The 21,423-nt window shown below is 42.4% G+C and carries 20 protein-coding genes and 1 other RNA gene; 11 read left to right on the top strand and 10 right to left on the bottom strand.

Annotation, left to right across the window (positions count from 1 at the left end; all coding sequences use genetic code 11):
* Nucleotides 1-4 precede the first annotated feature (4 nt).
* The gene (locus tag IGI71_RS12300) at nt 5-916 is read left to right on the top strand and encodes a C40 family peptidase (RefSeq protein WP_231435086.1); all 912 of its coding nucleotides are present in this window, start codon (nt 5-7) and stop codon (nt 914-916) included.
* Between the two features lie 36 nt (nt 917-952).
* Nucleotides 953-1,717, top strand: coding sequence for a serine hydrolase (locus IGI71_RS12295; protein ID WP_231435085.1), 765 nt, complete (start codon nt 953-955; stop codon nt 1,715-1,717).
* 53 nt (nt 1,718-1,770) lie between these two features.
* Here the strand turns inward: IGI71_RS12295 and IGI71_RS12290 are convergent, their stop codons facing one another.
* Nucleotides 1,771-2,472: a GntR family transcriptional regulator gene (locus IGI71_RS12290; protein WP_074536019.1), complete on the bottom strand. Its 702-nt coding sequence runs from the start codon at nt 2,470-2,472 to the stop codon at nt 1,771-1,773.
* A 171-nt stretch (nt 2,473-2,643) separates the two neighbouring features.
* Here IGI71_RS12290 and IGI71_RS12285 point away from each other — a divergent pair, with 171 nt between their 5' ends.
* Both IGI71_RS12285 and IGI71_RS12280 read left to right on the top strand, forming a co-directional pair.
* Nucleotides 2,644-3,948: a PTS sugar transporter subunit IIC gene (locus IGI71_RS12285; protein WP_015510115.1), complete on the top strand. Its 1,305-nt coding sequence runs from the start codon at nt 2,644-2,646 to the stop codon at nt 3,946-3,948.
* Between the two features lie 14 nt (nt 3,949-3,962).
* Entirely contained in the window at nt 3,963-5,378 is a 1,416-nt protein-coding gene (locus IGI71_RS12280) for a glycoside hydrolase family 1 protein (protein WP_231435084.1), read from the top strand.
* A 53-nt stretch (nt 5,379-5,431) separates the two neighbouring features.
* Here the strand turns inward: IGI71_RS12280 and IGI71_RS12275 are convergent, their stop codons facing one another.
* Nucleotides 5,432-6,532 carry a mandelate racemase/muconate lactonizing enzyme family protein gene (locus tag IGI71_RS12275; protein ID WP_231435083.1) on the bottom strand — a complete coding sequence of 367 codons (1,101 nt, stop codon included), beginning with the start codon at nt 6,530-6,532 and terminating at the stop codon, nt 5,432-5,434.
* 508 nt (nt 6,533-7,040) lie between these two features.
* Complete coding sequence (locus IGI71_RS12270; protein ID WP_010749708.1) at nt 7,041-7,409, bottom strand: ACT domain-containing protein; 369 nt, start codon at nt 7,407-7,409, stop codon at nt 7,041-7,043.
* Between the two features lie 491 nt (nt 7,410-7,900).
* Here IGI71_RS12270 and IGI71_RS12265 point away from each other — a divergent pair, with 491 nt between their 5' ends.
* On the top strand, nt 7,901-8,146 hold the full coding sequence (locus IGI71_RS12265; RefSeq protein WP_010749707.1) for a hypothetical protein: 246 nt from the start codon (nt 7,901-7,903) through the stop codon (nt 8,144-8,146).
* Nucleotides 8,147-8,732: 586 nt separating this feature from the next.
* Here the strand turns inward: IGI71_RS12265 and ssrA are convergent.
* Together ssrA and IGI71_RS12255 are read right to left on the bottom strand one after the other, a co-directional pair.
* Nucleotides 8,733-9,096: a transfer-messenger RNA gene (ssrA, locus tag IGI71_RS12260) on the bottom strand.
* A gap of 62 nt (nt 9,097-9,158) precedes the next feature.
* The gene (locus tag IGI71_RS12255; RefSeq protein ID WP_081116485.1) at nt 9,159-9,929 is read right to left on the bottom strand and encodes a Cof-type HAD-IIB family hydrolase; all 771 of its coding nucleotides are present in this window, start codon (nt 9,927-9,929) and stop codon (nt 9,159-9,161) included.
* A gap of 145 nt (nt 9,930-10,074) precedes the next feature.
* Between IGI71_RS12255 and IGI71_RS12250 the strand changes: the two genes are divergently transcribed.
* The 3 genes from IGI71_RS12250 to IGI71_RS12240 are packed head-to-tail and all read left to right on the top strand — an operon-like array spanning nt 10,075 to nt 12,579.
* A complete protein-coding gene (locus tag IGI71_RS12250) occupies nt 10,075-10,425 on the top strand; it encodes an SdpI family protein (RefSeq protein WP_015510109.1) in 351 nt (116 codons plus the stop codon).
* On the top strand, nt 10,406-11,119 hold the full coding sequence (locus tag IGI71_RS12245) for a response regulator transcription factor (RefSeq protein WP_010749704.1): 714 nt from the start codon (nt 10,406-10,408) through the stop codon (nt 11,117-11,119). The genes IGI71_RS12250 and IGI71_RS12245 overlap by 20 nt, the downstream gene beginning before the upstream one ends.
* Nucleotides 11,119-12,579, top strand: a complete 1,461-nt coding sequence (locus IGI71_RS12240; RefSeq protein WP_231435082.1) for a sensor histidine kinase — start codon at nt 11,119-11,121, stop codon at nt 12,577-12,579. The genes IGI71_RS12245 and IGI71_RS12240 overlap by 1 nt, the downstream gene beginning before the upstream one ends.
* 116 nt (nt 12,580-12,695) lie before the next feature.
* Here IGI71_RS12240 and IGI71_RS12235 read toward each other — a convergent pair whose 3' ends face one another.
* From IGI71_RS12235 to IGI71_RS12225, 3 genes are all read right to left on the bottom strand, one after another.
* The gene (locus IGI71_RS12235; protein ID WP_231435081.1) at nt 12,696-13,169 is read right to left on the bottom strand and encodes a hypothetical protein; all 474 of its coding nucleotides are present in this window, start codon (nt 13,167-13,169) and stop codon (nt 12,696-12,698) included.
* A complete protein-coding gene (locus IGI71_RS12230; protein ID WP_128489347.1) occupies nt 13,148-13,885 on the bottom strand; it encodes a hypothetical protein in 738 nt (245 codons plus the stop codon). The genes IGI71_RS12235 and IGI71_RS12230 overlap by 22 nt, the downstream gene beginning before the upstream one ends.
* A 181-nt stretch (nt 13,886-14,066) precedes the next feature.
* Nucleotides 14,067-16,151, bottom strand: a complete 2,085-nt coding sequence (locus IGI71_RS12225) for an LTA synthase family protein (protein ID WP_050979041.1) — start codon at nt 16,149-16,151, stop codon at nt 14,067-14,069.
* Between the two features lie 237 nt (nt 16,152-16,388).
* Here IGI71_RS12225 and IGI71_RS12220 point away from each other — a divergent pair, with 237 nt between their 5' ends.
* Genes IGI71_RS12220 through ybaK form a run of 3 tightly spaced genes read left to right on the top strand, consistent with a single transcriptional unit; the run spans nt 16,389 to nt 18,858 of the window.
* Complete coding sequence (locus IGI71_RS12220; RefSeq protein WP_010749701.1) at nt 16,389-17,558, top strand: class I SAM-dependent rRNA methyltransferase; 1,170 nt, start codon at nt 16,389-16,391, stop codon at nt 17,556-17,558.
* A 5-nt stretch (nt 17,559-17,563) separates the two neighbouring features.
* On the top strand, nt 17,564-18,316 hold the full coding sequence (gene aroD, locus IGI71_RS12215) for a type I 3-dehydroquinate dehydratase (RefSeq protein ID WP_005229128.1): 753 nt from the start codon (nt 17,564-17,566) through the stop codon (nt 18,314-18,316).
* 50 nt (nt 18,317-18,366) lie between these two features.
* Nucleotides 18,367-18,858: a Cys-tRNA(Pro) deacylase gene (ybaK, locus tag IGI71_RS12210; protein ID WP_010749699.1), complete on the top strand. Its 492-nt coding sequence runs from the start codon at nt 18,367-18,369 to the stop codon at nt 18,856-18,858.
* A gap of 55 nt (nt 18,859-18,913) precedes the next feature.
* On the opposite strand, the gene IGI71_RS12205 is transcribed toward ybaK, so the two are convergent.
* The gene (locus tag IGI71_RS12205) at nt 18,914-19,951 is read right to left on the bottom strand and encodes a tagatose 1,6-diphosphate aldolase (protein WP_231435080.1); all 1,038 of its coding nucleotides are present in this window, start codon (nt 19,949-19,951) and stop codon (nt 18,914-18,916) included.
* A 137-nt stretch (nt 19,952-20,088) separates the two neighbouring features.
* Entirely contained in the window at nt 20,089-21,351 is a 1,263-nt protein-coding gene (locus IGI71_RS12200; RefSeq protein WP_231435079.1) for an NAD(P)/FAD-dependent oxidoreductase, read from the bottom strand.
* Nucleotides 21,352-21,423: the final 72 nt, after the last annotated feature.

Genomic DNA, 21,423 nt, shown 5'->3' with positions numbered 1-21,423 from the left:
AAAGATGAAACAAATTGTTCAGGCTGGCTCTTCCTTCTTATGGAAGGAACCCAAAGAAAACAAAGTACTAGCAAAAATCAAAGCATTTCCTTTAGAAGCGCTGCACACTTTTTTGACTGATGAAGATACGATGCGGCTTTACCAGGAAAGCTTAGTGGACTCCGAAGTATTATATGGGACGATAGTAGAAGTCATCGCCCAAACGGATGGTTGGTCACATGTGATCGTCTTGGATCAAATAAGCAATAAACACCCACTCGGGTATCCCGGTTATCTGCCGAACGAGGTATTGAAGCCATTGCCACCAGATTATGCAACAGCTAAAAGAAGGATTGGTGTGATTGCAAAAGAAGCCGTGCTTGTTTTTGACTCGACCACACGACTCGTTTCTTTTGGAACAGTTTTACCACTTGTTGGGGAAACCGCAGATTCCTATCAAGTGGCTACGCCTAATGGACTAGCAACGATTGCTAAAGCTTTTGCACACGACCTATCGGATACATGGGCAAAGCTCCCAGAAAAAATGGTTGCTTTAGCCGAACAATTTATAAACCAGCCCTATGTCTGGGCAGGCATTAGCGGCAGTGGCTTTGATTGTTCTGGATTCATGTATTCGCTGCATCGACTTCATGGTATTTTGATCCCCCGTGATACGATCGAGCAAGCACAACAAGCAAACACCGTACCTTACAGTCAGGCACAACCAGGGGACCTGCTGCTGTTTGCTTATGAAGAAGGAAAAGGCGAAGTCCATCATGTTGGGCTGTACTTGGGAGATGATGAAATGATTCATTCAAGAACACCCGGATCGCGGGTCATGAAAACCAAAATCACTGGCTCTAATTATGAACCAGAGCTCGCAGTTGTGGCGCGTTATTGGCAAAACCAGCCGAATGAATCACAGGAATGCTCATGAACATTCTTTTCATGAACGTAAGGAAAGGGGCATTTGATGGGAAAAGATGACTTGCGTGTAGCAATTAAGCCTATTCTAAAAAACTATCAGACAACCTTGGAAATGGGTTTATGGATCGGTACGCCAACGGAATGTCTCATTGACTATCAGAGTCAAAAGTCGTTTTCGGCAGCGAGTATCAGTAAGCTTGTTTTGTATGCCTATTATCTTGAACAGATTATCGAAGAAAAAATCGATCCGCAACAGCTGATCGGTGTGAACGCCGTTGATCTGACAGGGGGTGCTGGGGTGATCCGTCTTTTTCCTCAGAAGAAAGGTTGGACCATCAGTGAGCTTCTCACGGCGATGATCGCCGTATCTGATAATACTGCGACCAATGTACTATTGGACTTAGTAGGGTTGCCCACGCTTCAGGCCTGGATTCAGGAGCCAGAGATTCAATTTGAACGGTATATGATGCGACCGATCAAAGACAAAGAGAACCGCTTGACCCCCTCGGCGGCTGCCAAACTACTACTAAGGTGTGTTAAACGAGAAGAAGCTGCACTAGGATTTTCACCTTTAAATCAGCAGCAATTTCAAGAAGGATTAGCGGGAAATTTTGCGGAAACTGCGCAGCCTGCTTGCCGCATTTTTAATAAGACAGGCCGTCTTGACCGCATCGAACACGATGTAGCGTATTTACAAGCCAATGAAACGACGGTCATCATTGCGGCGTTTTCCTATGATAAAACCGGTAGTGGTCAAGGGATCAGTTGGCTAAGAGAAATTGGTCAAACAGTTTATCAGCAATATTTTTAAGTAAAATGCGCTGCGTATCGATCCTCACTCAGAGGCACTCGATCCGCAGCGTATTAATTATTTACAACAATAAAATCCCCCATATCATAGCGGTGCCGTGATTGGGAAAATTCAAAAGGCGTCCCATCGCCGAGGTAAACCGTTTGCTCAACTTCTAAAATGGGATCGGTGGCAGCACAAGCTAAGTATTGCTGGTCATAGGTGTCTGCACGATCCGCTTTGATACGACGGACAGATGTTCCAATCGAGGAGTGGAGTTGGTTCGTGATGTAGCTATAGACGGAAGAGGATAAGACTTCTTCGGTAATGCCAGGAATGACATGAAGCGGCATGATGGTATATTCTAAAACCACGGGTATATCGTCAAATAGACGCAGACGAACGATATCATAAATTTGCTGGTCACTGCGAATTTTTAGTTTTTCTTGTTCTTTCTCATCGGGAAAAAGAATGGCAAAAGAAATGATCTTGCTGGTGATTTTTCCTGTCTCTCCAAGGCGCTTGGTCAGCCCACGATTGATCTTGGCGTTGTAATCGAAGGTTGAATAGGAATCACTGATAAACGTACCCGTGCCTTTTTTACCGTAAATAATGCCTTCCATTTGTAAAATATTCAATGCTTTTTGAATCGTCACGCGGCTCGTTTGATAATCCGCAGCCAGTTCGGATTGCTTCGGCAATTTTTTCTCTTCTTCGTAAAACCCGTGATTGATTTTGCTCCGTAAATCGGCAGCGATGTCATGGTAGTTCGCCATTTGCTTCACCTCAAAATAATAATAAGTGATAAAACGAAGTATGTAAACTTGGAGCTTTACATACCCTGTTTTGAAGGCTTTTCCTGCGTTTACATTCTTCAGGAAATGAATTACATTTGTAATGTAATCGTTTTCTAACAATTGAAGAATAGGGGTATAGGAGGGAGTTTTATGCAAGGATTTATGGATCGACTCGCTGACGTTTTAGGAAAGTTTGCCAATAGGATCAACAATTTACGCTACATCATGGTCATTAAAAATGCTTTTGCTGCTTTGATTCCAGTAATCATTACAGGGGCGTTTGGTACATTATTTTCAGCAATGGTTTTTGATGCTGAAAATGGATTGGCACAAATCGAGGCACTGCGCTTTTTAGAAAGTTTAAAACCGATCTCATCTGCGGTCAGTTATGTGACGTTGAGTTTCTTAACGATCTATGCAGTGTTTCTGATTGGGATTGAGCTAGCAAAATTAAATAAGATTTCTGGGGTCTTTCCAGGAATCATCGCAGTGATGTCTTATCTTTCTGTTAATCCAATGATCTTTGAATTTTTGCACGAAGATGCGACGGTGGTTGCCGAAAACGTGCTGGCTAAGCAATATACTGACACGAAAGGCCTATTTTTAGGCATGTTCGTTGCGATCGTTTCCATCGAGCTTTATGCGTGGTTAGGAAGACAAAAACGGCTGCAGATCACGATGCCTGATAGTGTTCCAGGGAATGTTTCGGCAAGTTTTTCGGCATTGTTTCCAACGATTTTCACCGTGACCATCATCGCCACCGCTGGTTTTGCTATCAAAGCACTCACAGGGATGTATGCCTACGATATCATCTACAATGTCGTCCAACGACCACTGGAAGGAATCGTCCAAGGCTTACCAGGCATCTTGTTGTTGATGTTTATCGCACAAGTCTTTTGGGTCATCGGGATTCATGGGAACCAGATGGTCAAACCCATTCGAGAACCATTGTTGCTGGCAGCGATCGCCGTCAACACGGAAGCTTTTGAAGCTGGAAAAGAAGTACCCAATATCATTACGATGCCGTTTTGGGATATGTATATGAGTATGGGTGGCTCTGGCGTGACGATTGGTTTGCTGATTGCGATTTTGATCGTCGGTAAACGAGAGGACATGCGCCAAATCACTAAATTGTCATTAGCACCTGGGATTTTCAATATCAATGAGCCAGTGATCTTCGGCATGCCAATTATGCTGAATCCCATTTTGGCGATTCCCTTTATCCTGACACCGTTAGTAACAGGAACGATTGGGTACGTGGCGACAAGTCTAGGCTTTGCCGCTAAAGCGGTGGTAATGGTCCCATGGCCGATGCCACCGATCGTCAATGCTTATCTAGCTACTGCTGGGGATATCGGGGCTGTGATCACGCAAGTTATCTGTATTGTCGTGGCGATTTTGATCTATCTACCTTTTGTTTTGGTAATGAATCGTACGACCAATGAAGTTGCATAAAGGAGTTTTGAAAAATGGTAAAAATACCTGAAACATTTATTTTAGGGGCTGCTTCGTCTGCTTGGCAGACAGAAGGCTGGCAAGGAAAGAAAGAAGGGCAAGATTCGTATCTCGACCGCTGGTACAAAGAAGAACGCTTTGTCTGGCATAATGGCTACGGGCCGGCTGTTGCAACGAATTTTATGGAAAAGTTTTCAGAGGATGTTGAACTGATGCAGGAGGTTCATTTGACCCATTACCGAACATCGATCAACTGGGCGCGCTTCTTTACCGACCATGAACAGCTGATCGTTGATGAGGATTATGCTGCTCATATCGATCAGCTTATCGACCAATTGCTTGCGGCTGGGGTCGAACCGATGCTTTGTTTGGAACATTATGAACTGCCAGCTAGTTTGATGGATGCCTATGATGGCTGGAGCTCGCGTAAAGTGGTCGATCTATATACTCGTTATGCCGAAATCGCCTTCGAGCGTTACGGTGATCGAGTCAAACAGTGGTTCACCTTCAATGAGCCGATCGTTATTCAGACTCGTTGCTATCTCGATGCGATACGTTGGCCCCATGAGCAAAACACAAAAAAATGGATGCTTTGGAACTATCACAAAGTATTGGCATCCGCCCAAGCGGTGGCTGTCTATCATGAAAAAGGCTACGAGGGGCGCATCGGTTGTGTACTGAATCCAGAAATGGTTTACGCACGCTCTTCCTCACCGGAGGATCAAAACGCACAAAAAATGTACGATCTTTTTTTCAACCGAATCTTTTTTGATCCAATGGTCAAGGGGCATTATCCAAATGAACTTATCACACTTTGCCAAACCTATGACATCTACTTTGATCCGACAGAAGAAGATTTGGAAACGATCCGCACCCATACGGTGGATTTCTTAGGGGTCAATCAGTACTACCCGAAACGCGTGCGGGCACCACGATATCAATGGCATTCGGATACACCATTTCATCCAGAAATGTTTTATGAGACCTTTGATTTGCCAGGAAAACAAATGAATAACTCCCGTGGCTGGGAAATCTATCCGAAGGTCATGTACGATATGGCTAATTATCTTAAAGAAAATTATGGCAATATTCCATGGCTGATCACTGAAAATGGTATGGGGCGGGAAAATGAAGAACAGTATTTGGATGCCACAGGTCAAGTCCAAGATGATTATCGGATTCAGTTTATTACCGAACATCTTTACTGGCTGCTAAAAGCCGTCGAGGAAGGCGCCAACTGCGAAGGCTATATGCTTTGGGCATTTACCGATTGCGTTTCACCTATGAATGCGTTCAAAAACCGCTATGGTCTCGTACGAATCGAGCTAAATGAAGAACGGACTCGGTCATTAAAAAAATCAGCCGCTTGGTATCGTTCCCTGATTGATGAACGGTGGCTTCCATTTGAAGAAAAACCATTGATTCTGTAATAAAAACCCACGCTGATTTCCTCATCCTAAAGGAAATCAGCGTGGGTTTTCAGTTAAAAGGGTTGTTTATGAGGAGCAAGTTTCTCCCAGTCAAAGGTGACGCCAATCCCTGGTTCTTCTGGGGCAATCGCACAGCCATCGGATGGATCGATCACTAACGGTCTCGTGGTGTATTGATCGATTGGGAAACTGTGCATTTCGAGATACCCAGCATTAGGCATCGCTGCCAGTAGACTAACGTGCAATTCTTGCATGCCATGTGTAGAAACAGATAAGTTACTTGTTTGTGTTAAGGCAGCAATTTTCAACCAGCCGGTGATCCCACCGCAATTGGAAGCGTCGGGTTGCGGAAAATCGACATTGCCATATTTGATCATATGAGCAAATTCGATAGGGGTGCGCAAGTTTTCTCCGCCTGCAACCGCAATTTGTCCTTCTTTAGCGATACGAGCGTAGCCTTCGTAATCTTCGGGGATCGTTGGTTCTTCAAGGAACAAAATGTCATAAGGCGCCATCAGTTTGGCGGCTTTGATCGCTTTTTCAACAGACCAGCTCATGTTGGCATCCACCATAAAGACAACATCGGGACCAATCAATTCTCTGACCGCTTTTATTCGAGCAATATCTTCGGCAAGTGTTTTTTGTCCCAATTTGATTTTGACCGCTTTTAATCCCATGTCTAAATATTTTTGATTATTGGCTAAGAGTTTTTCAAGAGGAAAGTTTAGATCAATCGCACCACCATAGCATTTGACTTTGTTGCTTGCGCCGCCTAAAAGTTTGTAGAGGGGTTCTTGTGCTTTTTTCGCACGTAAGTCCCACAAGGCGATATCACAAGCCGCAATGGCGAAACTTGCTAAACCGCCTCTGGCAACATAGTGGATTCCCCAGTTCATCTGATCCCACAAGGCTTCCACACATGCTGGATCTTTCCCTGAAAGGATCGCTTTTAGTTCTTTATCGATCAGTTTGGCGATCGATTCGCCACCGAAGCCACCAGTATACGTATAGCCGACCCCTTCGCGTCCATCATCAGTAACGATCTTGACGATAGGCACTTCAAAGTGGGTGTGTAAGCCGTGCTTCGCATCTTCCATGATTTCTGGAAGAGGTATCCGATAATACGCTGTTTGTACATCTGTAATTTTTGCCATTAAAAATCCTCCTCAAATTAATGTTCACGTGTGCATTTTAATGTTAACGTTTGCATAACCATGGTAGCATGGGAAGGCGAGATTGACAAGGCTGAATTTCCTCAAATTCAAAACTTTAAAAGAAGGAGGATCGCTATCGAAGGGATCGCATCTCATCAACTGATGCTTCATGGAACCATTTAGAATATAAACAGATATAGGGAATATTAGCTAGAAACGAAGTGAAACCCCTATAAATTGTCACAAAATAGCATTTTGTTTATTTTTAAAGCATAGTTATTGAATAAAAATCATTTTTGTATTATGATTATCTTAACAACGAGCAATGAAGAGTACTGGGGCAAATGAAAGCTTGGGGAAGTCTTTTATTTGGGATACCCAGTACTCTTATCTTTGTTAAACGACAAGTGAAATACAAAAGAACGACTGAACTTCTTTGGTTCAGTCGTTCTTTTGTATTTCATAAAGCGAGCGAGAGTAACTTATCGTAAGGAAGAACAAGTTTTTCTCAATTGACAAAGGAATAATCATTGGCGGTTAAAACAGTACGAGCTTGTTCTACCTGATGTTCCTTGATTAAAATATAATCAGTATTGAAGGTAGAAACAGCAAAAATACTGATTGACTCCTCGGCTAGAAGGGAAGAGATTTTTGCAATAATGCCAATTAAGCTAAAATCCAGCACACCAATTATTTTCATCGCTTTCCATCCATCTTCTCTGTTTAGTGTTTCAGCTGGAACCTTTGCCGTTGGTAACACCAAAGAAAGTTCTTCTGACGTATGGGCAAAAAATAGAGGAACGATCTTCAGTATCGAAGGATCAATACGCTCTACTTGGATGACAGAAAAAGAGGGTGCCAATAAGGTCAGTTTCATTTAATCACGTCCTTCGTTTGATGCAATCATCATATCAAAGGATAAGAAAGAAGGGAAGGCGATTATCATTTGATCACGTACGATTCTAAGCGTTGTGTCCTTTCTGCGAGACGTAACAGACGGGTAGATTCTATACAGAAGAAAATAAGCGGTTAAAACTGATGGGTATACCTCTGTTTCTGGAGAAGAAGAAATATCAATTGGATCCGCAATCTATGCTGAATCAGATTTGAAATCAATCGAGTTAATAGAAGATAAATAGCACTCAATCATAAATCAATGGTTGAGTACTATTATTGTACATAAAATTATGGTGGACAGAGGAATGGAATATAAATCACTAATTGTTTGATTGGAAGAAAAATTGATACTGAGGATCATAAAGAGAAGAAGGAACATGCTAAATTTTACGAAGACCTTACAAGATTCAAGGAGAAGGTAAAGAACGCTCTGTAATATTTTGATAAACTTTAGTCAAGGAGGTGTGATAAATGGATAAATTTTTCAACTTTATTGAAAAAGGACTTTCCGAAGAAATTAATTTTTTTATGTTTTCCATAGATTTGGAACATTATTTAGTCGATCACTACGAGGAAATGTATACCGAAAACAAAGAAGCTACATTGTACCTGAATGATTTACTTCCTGATGAGGCTGAGAAAATGGAACCTGGAATGAATCCAGATAGTTTTTGTGAACGAGTAAAGGAAATTGTAGAGAAATCGAAAACACTTTAATTAGCACTTTTTTTGCTGAGGCAGAGTCAGATCAAGCCAGCAACGAACTATCATAGATTGTTGATGATCAAGCAGATTATGAAACTTACATCAAGCTTTGATGATAAGAAACATCTTCAAAAAATTTCATGCGATGAGGCAGGGAAAATAACTATTGTAGAAGCAAAGAAAGCCGTTGATAACGCAAAACAGGAGTGAAAAAAAGTGTGTCTAAAGATACTAAGGAGTAAAAAGCCTTAAATCAAACATAGAGTAAAAAAATCAGCCCAAGAAAAACTCGCAAAAAAGAGATTCGTATACAATTTGGTGAAAAGGTACGCCATTGAAGAGCATTGATTGCTTAAAAAAAGCATCTGACTTCACTTGAACAATTAATGTAGGTTCAATCGGTATAAGAAATACAATCTAAGAAAAGCGAGGAATAGCACATCGGTTTAAAGCTGATAATTAACCACCATTTGACTACCAAACAAGAAAACTACGAAAAACATTGTGGAACTGAAAATACAAAAAAAGTGTTCAAAACCTCTTTAAATCAAGGCTTTGAACACTTAGGAAAAACTACAAAAATCTAATCGATTTTTCTTTATGGAGATGGCGGGAGTCGAACCCGCGTCCAAACATATTGCTACCTAAAAATCTACGCTCATAGTCAACTCATTTGAAGGTTCGCTTTACAGCTTGCCGAGTGACAGGCAGTCTGTATCGCTAGTCTGATGCTCTCTTTTTTATCTTACAGACGGAAAGATAAAACGTATCCCACTTAGAATAGGACCCTTACTCGAGCACATGGGCGATGCCGAGAGGATCTACGCTAACTGTTTTTAGGCAGCTAAAGCGTAAGAGTTTTCGTTTTTAGCAGTTATATTTAACTGTAACGTTTTAACGTAGACGTAACCTACGAAGCGCAATTCAGGCTCAACTATGCCTGTCGAATCCGTAACATCCCCTTGATAAAAGGGGTATCGCTACCATTCATTAGTATACCATAGTTTTACCTGTATGCAAAGAATCAGATTAAGTCAAAGTGTTTCAGGGCGTGCACGATCCCGCCTTCGGTATTTTTCAGGGTCACGAAGTCTGCCAACTCTTTCAACTCTTGAATTCCATTTCCCATTGCAATTTTGTGGTCGCAGGCTTCTAAAAGAGCGAAGTCGTTGCTGCCGTCACCAAAGCCGAAGGTAGGTACATCTTCTAGACCCAACAATTCTACCAAGGTTTTTACGCCCGTCCCTTTAGAGGTGCCAGATTTTACGACATCGATGGAAAAGGGGGTATTACGATAAAAAGTTAATTCTGGAAAACGCTCATGATAATAAGCATCGTTGCCGACACCTAAAACCAACAACATATTGGTCCGATCTGTTTCATAATGCAGAGGATCGATTTCTGGTAAAGGGCTGCGGACATAGTTGTACGCACCAATCATTTCCGCGGTATGTCCAGTCGCCCAATAGCCTTTCTCATTGTAATAGCACAGTTCATCGCCATTGTCTTTGACTGCTTGGAACATCCGTGCGCAAAGTTCAGGTTCAAGGGTATCGGAAAAAACTTCTTTGCCGTCAATACGGATAAAGGCGCCGTTCATGACGATGTTCGAGGTGATCCCAGCTGCTTCACGAATGGCGGTAACTTCAGGTTCGGTTCTTCCTGTTGCAATGATCGGCAGTACTTGGTTTTTTCGCAACATCGCCATCGCTTCAGCGATTTCGGATGTGATTTGCGAGTGTTCATCTAAAAGCGTACCGTCAAGATCAAAAAAAGTTAATGCTTTATAGGTCATGTATCTTACTCCTAAGGTTTATAGTCATAGTCCACTCACAATCTTATCAAAGATTGAAAAAAAGGCAAACCTTTATGAATAATCGGTGAAGTTGTTGGTAGAAGAAAGAAATTCGAGTATACTATAGGAAGAATGGAGTGAAACGATGATTTTTTTAGTAATTGGCATCATTTTTTTCTTGATTGGTCTCACTTTTTTTCTTTTTCCATCAAAAAAAATGAACCTTATTTATGGCTACCGTTCCTATTTAGCAAAACAAAATGAACGCAACTGGCGGCATGCTCAGAAACTATGCGCCCGTTATTTTCTGCTTTTTGGCGGAATCATGGCGGTCATTGGGTTTGTCTTGAAATGGCAAGAATGGACCAATTTTTTCCTAGTTGAAATGATCGCGATCCCTTGGTTCATCGTGCCGATCTTTGGCCTGATCGAAGAGAATCTGCAACGATTTGATAAAGAACATAGAGGTGAAGAAAATGAATATATTAATGATTGAAGACAACGAATCTGTTTCTGAAATGATGCAAATGTTTTTCTTGAATGAAGGATGGGAAGCGGCTTTTAAGTACGACGGCAAAGAAGGACTGGAAGCCTTTGCTGCTGAACCAGACAAATGGGACATGATCACCCTTGACTTGAACCTTCCTTCCATGGATGGCATGATGGTGGCGCGCGAAATTCGCAAAATCTCCAGTACAGTACCTATTATTATGTTGACGGCCCGTGATTCAGAAAGCGATCAAGTCATCGGGTTGGAGATGGGGGCAGATGACTATGTGACGAAACCTTTTAGTCCACTGACCTTGATCGCGCGGATCAAAGCCTTACACCGCCGCAGTGAGTTGGTTGAAAAAACAACGCCTGAAGCTTCCGATGCAACTTTTGATGTTGTGACCGATCATTTCAAAATGAACACAAAAACACGGGAAGCCTATTTAAATGGCAAACCCATCGATGGGTTGACGCCGAAGGAATTTGATTTGCTTTATACGTTAGCGAAAAAACCGCGGCAAGTCTTTTCACGAGAGCAATTGTTAGAACTAGTTTGGGATTACCAATATTTTGGTGATGAACGGACGGTTGATGCGCACATCAAAAAACTAAGACAAAAAATAGAAAAAGTGGGACCTCAGATCATTCAAACCGTCTGGGGTGTGGGGTATAAATTTGACGATGCAGGTGCTGCTTAATGCGCTACTTGTATCAACAGCTGATTGCGTTTTTTGTTGTGATCTTCGTGATTTTGATGACGATTGGTATTGCGTTTACACAAATGACGCGCCAAACATTACAAGAACGAAATTATGAGCAGTTAATGGGGTATGCTTCGTCGGTCGCGACGATTTCGCAAATCAGCGATTCAGAATATTTGCAGCAAAATATGACGCGAGATGGCTATCTGCAATATTCTCTGCATTTGGCTGAAAATATTTTGAGCAACCAAGACATTTCTTTTGCTTTCTTTAAAAGCCCCGATGACATCATTTATCCATTAGATACGACTCGTGCGGTAGATTTTCCAATTTCTGAAAAAGACTGGCAATCCTTAGAAAACGGGGCGCGTCTGCAACTGACGTCGCCTACGAATCTATATGGGGGAAAAGAACTGACTTCCTATGTTTTGATTCCTTTTTCTGTCAACCGAACGGATTTTTACGGGGTGATGGTGGTTTCGCAATCGGCAAGCAGCATCTTGAATCTTGTCAGTGCTTTTAACCAAAACTTGTTTAAAGTATGTTTGATCTCGATCGTCGTTTCCTTATTGATCAGTTACCTATTTGCTACGTTCCAAGTAAGGCGGATCAATCGCATGAAACGAGCAACCAAGGAGATCACCAATGGCAATTTTGATATCTTCTTGCCAGTGCATAATCGGGATGAATTTGATGAGTTAGCCGAAGATTTTAATTTAATGACGAAATCCTTAAAAGAGTCGCAAGAGGAAATTGAACGACAAGAAGAACGTCGTCGACAATTTATGGCAGACGCTTCGCATGAGATGCGTACGCCTTTGACGACCATCAATGGCTTATTGGAAGGGTTGGAGTACAACGCGATTCCTGAAAATCAAAAGGACAATGCGATCCGTTTGATGAAAAATGAAACCAATCGCTTGATTCGATTAGTCAACGAAAACCTTGACTACGAAAAAATCCGAACCAATCAAATCTCGATGGTCATCAAAAAATTCGATGCAACGCAAACCATTAAAAATCTGCTGACGCAACTTGAGAGCAAGGCAGAAATCGCCAAAGATGTGTTGATTTTAGAAACAACAGAGCCAATTGACGTCTATGCCGACTACGATCGTTTCGTCCAAATCATAGTCAATATTTTACAAAATGCGATCCAGTTTACGGAAGATGGAGAAATTCGGGTTCGAATCGAAAAAGGCTACTTGGAAACGATCATCGAAATCAGTGATACGGGAATCGGCATGTCTGAAGAACAAGTCAAGAATATTTGGGATCGTTATTACAAAGTCGATCCTTCCCGTAAAAACCGTCAATTTGGTGAATCAGGTTTGGGCCTATCGATCGTTGAACAGCTCGTACGCCTGCACAAAGGAAAGATCAGTGTAGAAAGTGAACTTGGCAAAGGCACGACGTTTAAAATCTCTTTTCCTGATATCGACTTAAATGAAGAATAGCAATCGACCGGCAGCAATTCGCTTAGCCGGTCGATTTTTTTGCGGTTCATTGGCAGCAGTCCAAACAAAAAGACCTGCTTTTGCAAGCAAGCCTTCTTGTTCGGGGGCTATGTAAACTACAGATAAGTAGTATAAGGGGTATGGGCAAAGCATTCGTCTTCATGAATCAAATAGATGGCAACAGCAAATTGTTCGGCGATTTCTTGACACAAGGGCAGCAGGGTTTGAACCTCGTTCGTTGTTAATGTGCTCAAGACATTTTCGATTAAAAGGGTTTCTCTTTCTGAAAGTAAAGCTAAGAGCAGTTGAATTTTGAGCTCCTCAAAGGGCGTTAACTCTGTTCGATTTTTTTTCAAAGCCGATAAGGGAAGCTGTACATAAGGCAGCACATCCTCTAAATCGCCCCCCTTTTTATTTGCAAGAGATACATTGTCCATGACCGATAAAAAGGGGACGGAGGGCCACTGTGCGCGAATCAAGATTGCTTTTTTTTGTGAAAGCAGCAAACTTAATTCAGATGTTTTTGTTTCATTGTCTTTCGCAACATAAAAGAAACCAATTGATTTCGTTAGCTGAGTTGGTTTTTCCATTGTTTTTTCCTCCAATACAGACTATGTCCGCTAGCAATCAGACCAGTAAAGCTGGTAACCGCGGCAATCAATACGATAAGTGTGTGGCGCGTACTTTCAAATAAAATAGCCAGCCAGGTGGTGCTGTTCAAGTCAACATTTTGGACAAGAATTTGACTGTTTTGTGGGATCGTAATGGCGAATTCTTGACCGGGAAGACTTTGAACAGCCTCCCAAAAGTGATCCGAAGCACGCTCACGATCAAGAGCGATGATATGCCCGCTAAGCAATTCTCGCTGGAAATAAGGCTGGAAGAGCAGCAACAACACAAAGGCGATCACGGCAGCTGCTAAAAGCGGCAAGAGCATTTCAAGCAACTGCATCGCCACCCATTGTCTGGTGGTGGCACCACTTGCTAACCAGGCAGTGTATTCTGAGCGTTTCGATAATTGGTAATAAACTTGAAAGCCGATAAAGACCAGTGTAAAGGCGCTAAAAATCAAATAGAACAGTTGATGATAGATCGTCGTGACTGGTTGGATCTCTTCCGCTACTTTCGTTTGCAAATCTTCTGTTGTTAAGAGATCTCTGGTTTGAGCGATTACTTGATCCATTGAGTAGATCAAAGCGAAGGTCACGATCAAGCCAATCACGGCAAAGAAGGATACAAGCGTATAAAGCACCATGGCTTTTTTATGATAAAATATGCTGGCAATCGCAAAATGTATAGTTTTCATCTAGTTCACCTCATCCTATTTCATAGTATAAAAGGGGAGTTTGAATAAAGTATGAAGTTCTTGTAGTAAAATATCGAAGCTAAAAAAGCAATAGAAAAAATCGGGTTTTTACGAACAAAACAGCCGAAAAAAATCCAGCAAAGCATCCGCCTTGCTGGATCGATCTTGTAGTACTTATAGGTTATTCTCCGCTATCTTGTTCCGTCATCTGCTGGTATTCTTGGAAGGTTTTTGTTTGGTACAGATCGACGGTCGATTGATTGCCGTTTTGAGAAAAGGCGCTGGTTGAATCACTGCCTAGATTCTTTTCGATATCCATCATTTGCTGAAGGGCGTCTTTGTAATTATAGGTCGAAGGATCGACTTCTTCTAAACCGCTCTTCGCATAGAAACGTAAGAGATCACCATTGTTGATCTGATCAGAAACCGACAGCTGTTTGTCAACTTTGGCTTTCCACTCATCGACTTTCGCTTGCAGTTCATCGGATGGATCGTTGATCGGCATGCCGGTACGATTGTCATACAATGTACTGCTATAGTAAGTGTAGTCTGGTGTCACAAAGTCGCCATCGCGGAAGGCAACCAGTTGTTCATTTTGATCAGAGAATAAATCTTGTCCCAATTGAATATAGTTCGATGTATCTACACCGAGTAAGTGCAAGAGGGTTGGCAATGCATCAACTTGGCCACCATACGTATGATTGATGCCGCCGTTTGATTGTCCTGGAATATGGATCATATAAGGGACACGTTGCAATGAAGCATTGTCAAAGTTTGTCCAAGTCGAACTTGTTTTTCCAAGCAATTCTGCTAAGTTGCGGTTCCGAGAATTGGAAATTCCGTAATGGTCACCATATAAAACGATGACTGAGTTTTCGTACAAGCCGCTTTCTTTCAAGTAATTAAAGAACTCTTCTACGGCTTTATCTAAATAATTCGCGGTTGCGAAATACCCATTGATCGTTTGATCCGAAGTGTTCGCTAGCGGGAAGCCGCCTTCTTCATTGGTAAATTCAGAATATGGGTAGTGGTTAGAAACTGCAATGAATTTTGAATAGAACGGTTGTTGCAGACGTTCTAAGTATTGTACCGATTGTTCAAAGAACGGTTTGTCATGTAAACCGTATTGGAATGAATTTTCATCATTGACATCATAATACGATGCGTCGAAGAAATAATCATAGCCAAACCGTTTGTAGGTTTCATTTCGGTTCCAGAAGGTACCCGTATTTCCGTGGAAAACCGCACTGGTATAGCCTTGGGTTTGACCTAAAATATCTGGCGCTGCCTCAAAGGTATTTTTCCCACCCAGTTGAGTGAATAATGCCCCCTGATTCAATCCGAACAAGGAATTTTCGAATAACGTTTCCGCATCACTGGTCTTCCCAGCTTTTACTTGATGGAAGAAGTTATCGAAACTAAAGGTACTATCGCTATGATACAAACTATTGATAAATGGCATGACTTCATGTTCAACACCATTTTCATCTTTTAATTTATAATCGATCAAGAATTGCTGAACACTTTCTAAGTGAATATAAATGACGTTCTTGCCTTTTGCGATACCGAACAGATCATCATTCGGTTCCGCGTAATGTTCTCTGACATAGCTTTCTACTTCGTTCATGTCGTTGGGACTTGCTTCGGCACGTACTTGCGAAGCTTGATAGGTTTGCACGCCATCATAAACCGTAAAGGCGTTGATCCCAAGGTATTTCACTAAATAGTCACGAGAAAACGTTCGAGTAAGCAGTTCAGGACGATCCGCTTCTGCTAAGAAAAGATTGGCAGAAAAGACCATGACAGCTAAGGTTGAGATCGCAAAAGCCATCCGTGCCCGCACAGGACGAGTGTCCATTTTGATTTTTTTCATTGAAAAGGCTGCAATCAGCACGATAAAGTCAATGAAGTACAACACATCGTAGGGACGGAACAAGCGAATTGCGCTTTCTCCTAGACCACTTGCTACTTTTCCTACACCGAGCATCGTGTTGATGGTGATAAAGTCAGTGAATTCTCGATAGTACGAAACATTAGAGAACAACAGCAGAGTCATCAAGAAATAGATCACAAGCATCGTGATATAAGCTGCTTTGGTTCTTCTTACGTACAATGCGATCGACAGCAGCAACAAAGTCGTTGCGATCGGATTGATGAATAAGATGAAGTACTGAATGCTGCTTTCAATACCTAGGTGGAAGTCCACCATATAGGCAAAGATATTTTTTAGCCAAAATAATAGGGCTAATAGGAAAAAAAAGCCCATTCTTGTATTCACAAAGGTGGATACTTTATTTTTTTTCAAAGGAATCGTCCTCTCTTTTTCCAGTATAACCGGTAAATTACGATTTTACATCACAGTACATTTTACTAGGCTGTGAAAGACGTGTCAAATGAATTCCTTGTCATGACGCGGAATTAAGTATTTCTTTACTTTCAAGGATACAGACAATACAGTCGCTTTTTGCTATACTAAAAAGGAGAATGAATGGAGCAGATGAACATGAAAATAAAACTAACGAAGCAAGGATCAGCGAAGCTTCGCAAAAAGAATCCGTTGATCCAACGAGAAGATCTTCAACAAGCAATCGAGACGAAGGAGTGGGTCACCTTTATTGATCAGGCCAACCATTTCTTAGGTGTCGGCTATCTTGGGGAACAAAATAAAGGGATCGGATGGGTCGTATCCTTTGAAGAAACAGTGATCGACCAAGCATTCTTTGCGCAACGCTTTGCGAAAGCAAAAGGCAAACGCATTGCTTACTATCAAGATGACCTGACAGATGCCTTTCGTCTGTTTAATGGCGAGGGGGATCAATTGGGGGGACTTACCGTAGATTTGTATGGCGAGTATGTCGTTTTTTCTTGGTACAATGCCACCCTTTATCAACATAAAAAAGCGATCGTGGCGGCTTTTCGTCAAATATTTCCCGAGATCAAAGGGGCTTATGAAAAAATCCGCTTTACGTCTGAACTGCCTGAATCAGCATGGGTCTATGGAAAAACGGCACCTGAACCCTTACTGGTGAAGGAAAATGGCGTCACGTATGCGACGTATTTGAACGAAGGACTAATGACGGGCATCTTTTTGGATCAAAAAGAAGTTCGTGGGCAACTTGTTGATGGCTTGGCAGCTGGCAAGACGGTTTTAAATATGTTCAGTTATACGGGGGCGTTTTCTGTCGCTGCTGCTGTCGGTGGCGCTGCTCAAACAACGAGCGTCGATTTGGCAAAACGCAGTCTAGAAAAGACCCGCGAACAATTTGCAGTCAACGGCATTGATCCAGATACCCAGCGTATCCATGTCATGGATGTTTTCAATTACTTCAATTATGCCAGCAAAAAAGACTTGCGCTTTGATGTGATCGTTTTAGATCCGCCGAGTTTTGCCCGCAACAAGAAAAAGGTCTTCTCGGTTGCGAAAAATTATGGCGACTTAGTCACTGATAGTTTGGCGATTTTAGCGCCTGATGGCTTGTTGATCGCCTCAACGAATGCGGCCAATCTTTCACCGAGGAAGTTTCAAGAAATGATCGAAGCATCCTTAGAGAAAGCACACGTTGCTTATGAATGTATTCAAAGTTATCGTCTACCAGCTGATTTTGCGGTAGATAAGCATTTTTCCGAAGGGAACTATCTGAAAGTATTCTTTTATCAAATGAAAAAGGAGTGAAGTAGATGAGCCGATCAAAACCAGTAACGTTAGACGGGAAAACACCGTTGATTTGTGTGCCATTGATTGGGAAAACCAATGAAGAGATCTTGAAACAAGCCATTGCTGCTGAGGAATCAGAGGCACAGATCGTCGAATGGCGTGTTGATCATTACAAACATGTCGAAGACCAGCAAGCGGTCTTAGATGCGTTATCACATATTCGCACGACATTAAAGCACAAAGAGCTGCTCTTCACTTTTCGAACCTTGGAAGAAGGAGGCGAGCGAGCGTTCACATTGACCCAGTACAAAGAATTGTGTTTAGCTGCTGCTGATTCAGGCTTGATCGATTGGATCGATGTCGAATTAGAGAAAGCTGAATTTTTAGGTCGAGCCTTTATTCAAGAAATCAAAAAGGCACAGGTAAAGCTGATATTGAGCAATCATGATTTTGAGAAAACGCCAGAAGATGCTGTGTTGATTTTAAAGATCGGCGTAATGAATCAATTTGGTGCCGATGTTGGCAAGTTAGCGATGATGCCCAAGCAAGTCCAAGATGTTTTACGTTTGATGGGGATCATTACTAAAGCGCGTGGCTTCAACCAACTGCCGTTGGCGATCATGTCGATGGGGGAGCTGGGGAAAATCAGCCGGGTTAGTGGGGCATTGACTGGTTCGGTCTTTACTTTTGCTTCGTTGCAAGGTGCTTCAGCACCTGGACAAATACCGATCGAACGAATGACCAACTACTTACAAGAATTTTCACTCAATGAGTAAGACCAGCCAAGGCCTTCTCTTAAAAGAAACCAAAACAAAAGAGGGATAAAATGGCGAAGAAGAAACAAAAAACCAATGCGATCCGTCAAGTAGAACAACAGAAAATCGCTTATAACGAATACACCTATGAGTGGTCGGAAGACCATCTCGATGCGCAATCCGTCGCTGTGCAACTAGCACGCCCGCAAGCCATCTACAAAACGCTGGTGGCAGTGGGCAACAAAACAGGTCCGCTGGTGGCTGTGATTCCTGGAAACAGAGAAGTGGATCTGAAAAAGTTAGCCAAAGTCAGTGGAAACAAAAAAGTAGAGATGCTGCATCTGAGAGATTTAGAAGAAACGACTGGCTATATTCGCGGCGGCTGTTCGCCGATCGGGATGAAAAAGCTCTTTCCTACTTATATTGATCATAAGGCAGAGACACTGGAAGAAATCGTGGTTTCTGCAGGAAAGCGCGGGTTGCAGATGGGGCTTGCCCCACAAGCGTTGCAACAATTGACTAGGGCGGTCTTTGCCGATTTGTTGGCACCTGAACACGAATAAAAAATCCCCGTGAACCATCTTGAAATGCCGTTCACGGGGATTATTTTGTACTATTTTATTCCATTACTTCAATATCGAAAACCTCAATATTTTCTAAACCACCATAAAAGTCAAACCATGGAGTGGCATATTGTTTTAGAATGGCGTTTAATTCTTCAACATTTTCTTTCCCTTGGGTGTCCAGCCATTCCAGTAATGCTTTGGCGCCTTGCTTCCCATAGATTTCCACACTATCGCGCCAAGTTGCTCGTCCACCTAAGATTCCTGAGAATTTAGCACCATGTTGACCAGCAAAGGTCAATTCATCGCGAAAGACATTCGCTGGGACACCCGCACTCAAATAGATAAATGGTCGCGTCGCAGCGTCACTAGCTTCTTTGAAGTAATTGGCGGCTTCTTCTTGCGTATAGACGGCCTCTAAGCCTTCTTTTTGGAAACCTTCAACTAAGTCGAACTGAACCGGTACTTCGACTTTCAAAATATCGATATGGTAGTGATCTTTCGTCAGTTCCTGAATGGTTCGGATGACCTTGCTCGGTTTGATCTTGGCAAAAGCAGGTGATTTGTCATCTGTGATCTCATCGTCGTAAACGATTGGCTCTACAAATAACGGAATATCGGCCGCTTGTGCCTCCGTACCTAAACGTTCTAAAAACGCATGTTTGGTATCTAAAATCTCTTGCGGTTCATCTGGATTATAATAAACCAAGACTTTCGCAGCATCTGCCCCTTTTTTCACTAAGCGCTGCAGCGATTCATTGGGTAGAATTTCTGGCAAACGACCCTGCGTATTGACATCATACCCTGTTTTTTCATAGGAAAGGATCAAGCCAGCGTTGGGATTCTTTGCCTCGATCCCTAAGAAGCCATATTCCTCGTCTAACAAAATACTGCTGACATATTTGGTCAATTCTTGGGAAACCAACTGCTTGAATTCATAAATGTGTTCCATCGTAAAGTCATCCGGTCCAGTTGCCGCCTTCATCATTTTTTTCATGGAACCACGTTGGTCGATCGCTAGTGCGGCAATCACACCATCCTCATTTGAAAGTTTTTGCATTCGTTCAAATTTACCTCTTGAAATTCGTTTCATTAAAAAAACCTCCCTCGATCTTGCTATCTTTAGTCTACGCCTACTTTGAGAAAAACCCAACTAATAAGCAAAAAGAGAGGAGACCCAGGTGTTGGTAGCAACGGCAAGGATATTGCTGCCAACACCTGGGTCATCGATCAATAACTGAAATAACTAGCTGTTTCTGCTGCGTTTTTCCCTGAAACATGTCCAGTACAAAACGCTGCTGTAATGTTGAAACCACCTGTATACCCATTGATATCCAATAATTCACCAGCAAAATACAAGCCGTTGATTTTCTTGCTCTCCATGGTTTTTGGATTGATTTCTTTCAGATGGACCCCGCCACCAGTCACGAAAGACTTTTCTAACGGGAACGTGCGAACGATAGTGACTGAAAAGCCTTTGATCAAGGAATCGAGCGCAGCCAACTGTTCTGGTGAGGCTTTTTCAGCAACCAGCTCATGCAGGTCTAGCTGCTGCAAAAAGAAGGTCATCAAGCGCTCAGGCAAAAAGCCAGCTAAAGCATTCGGCAATTGTTTCTTCGAAGCCGCAGACTGAATCAATTCCTGGGTCAAGGCTTCATGGGATTTTGCTGGCAGACAATCCAGAACAACCGTCACGGGTTGTTGCTTTTTCAATTCTTGGTTCACAAAAGAGGAACAGCGTAAAGCAGCTGGACCAGATAACCCAAAGTGGGTAAACAAAAGATCCATGGTATGGGCGACGATGGGCTTTCCTTTTTGATCCAAGACACTCAACGTGATGTCTTGCAAGGAAATGCCTTGCAACGTCCGCTCTTGAATAAAGGAGTCTTCTGAAACAAGCGGCGATTCGGTTGGATAAAGTGGCGTAATGGTATGGCCGACTTTTTTTGCCATCTTATAGCCGTCCCCCGTTGCGCCCGTGGAAGGATAGGTGCGGCCACCTGTCGTCAAAATCACACTAGGGGCAGAGAACTCATCGGTTTCGGTTCGCACGCCGCGAATTTGACTGCCGTCATGGATCAGCTTTGTGACGACTGTGTTCGTCAATAGGGTGACGTGATGATCGTTGATTGCTTGAAGCAACGCTTCGACGATGGTTTTTGATTTGTTCGTCACAGGGAACATCCGTCCGTGGTCTTCTTCTTTTAAGACGACACCTAAGTCTGCGAAAAACGCCATTACATCATAATTATTGAATTGAGAAAACGTGCTATACAAAAACTTGCCGTTTCCTGGAATATGAGCAACTAAATCATCTACCGGCCGATTATTGGTTACATTGCAGCGTCCGCCGCCAGTCATCAATAATTTCTTGCCGATTTTTTTGTTTTTTTCGATTAATAACACCCGCGCACCTTGTTTGGCAGCAGTGATCGCAGCCATCATGCCGCTCGTACCTGCACCAACAACAATGACATCATAGGTTTTTTCCATTCTTTTCACCTCTTTGGGATTGTAACACATCGGCTATGAGTGCTGAAAGGATTGGTCGATTTTTTTCGAATA

The organism is Enterococcus sp. DIV1279b, assembly GCF_050531515.1.
In the GTDB taxonomy this organism is placed as follows: Bacteria; Bacillota; Bacilli; order Lactobacillales; family Enterococcaceae; genus Enterococcus_D; species Enterococcus_D casseliflavus.
The sequence above is the reverse complement of the archived record's forward strand: the minus strand, read 5'-3'. Positions and strand labels throughout refer to the sequence as shown.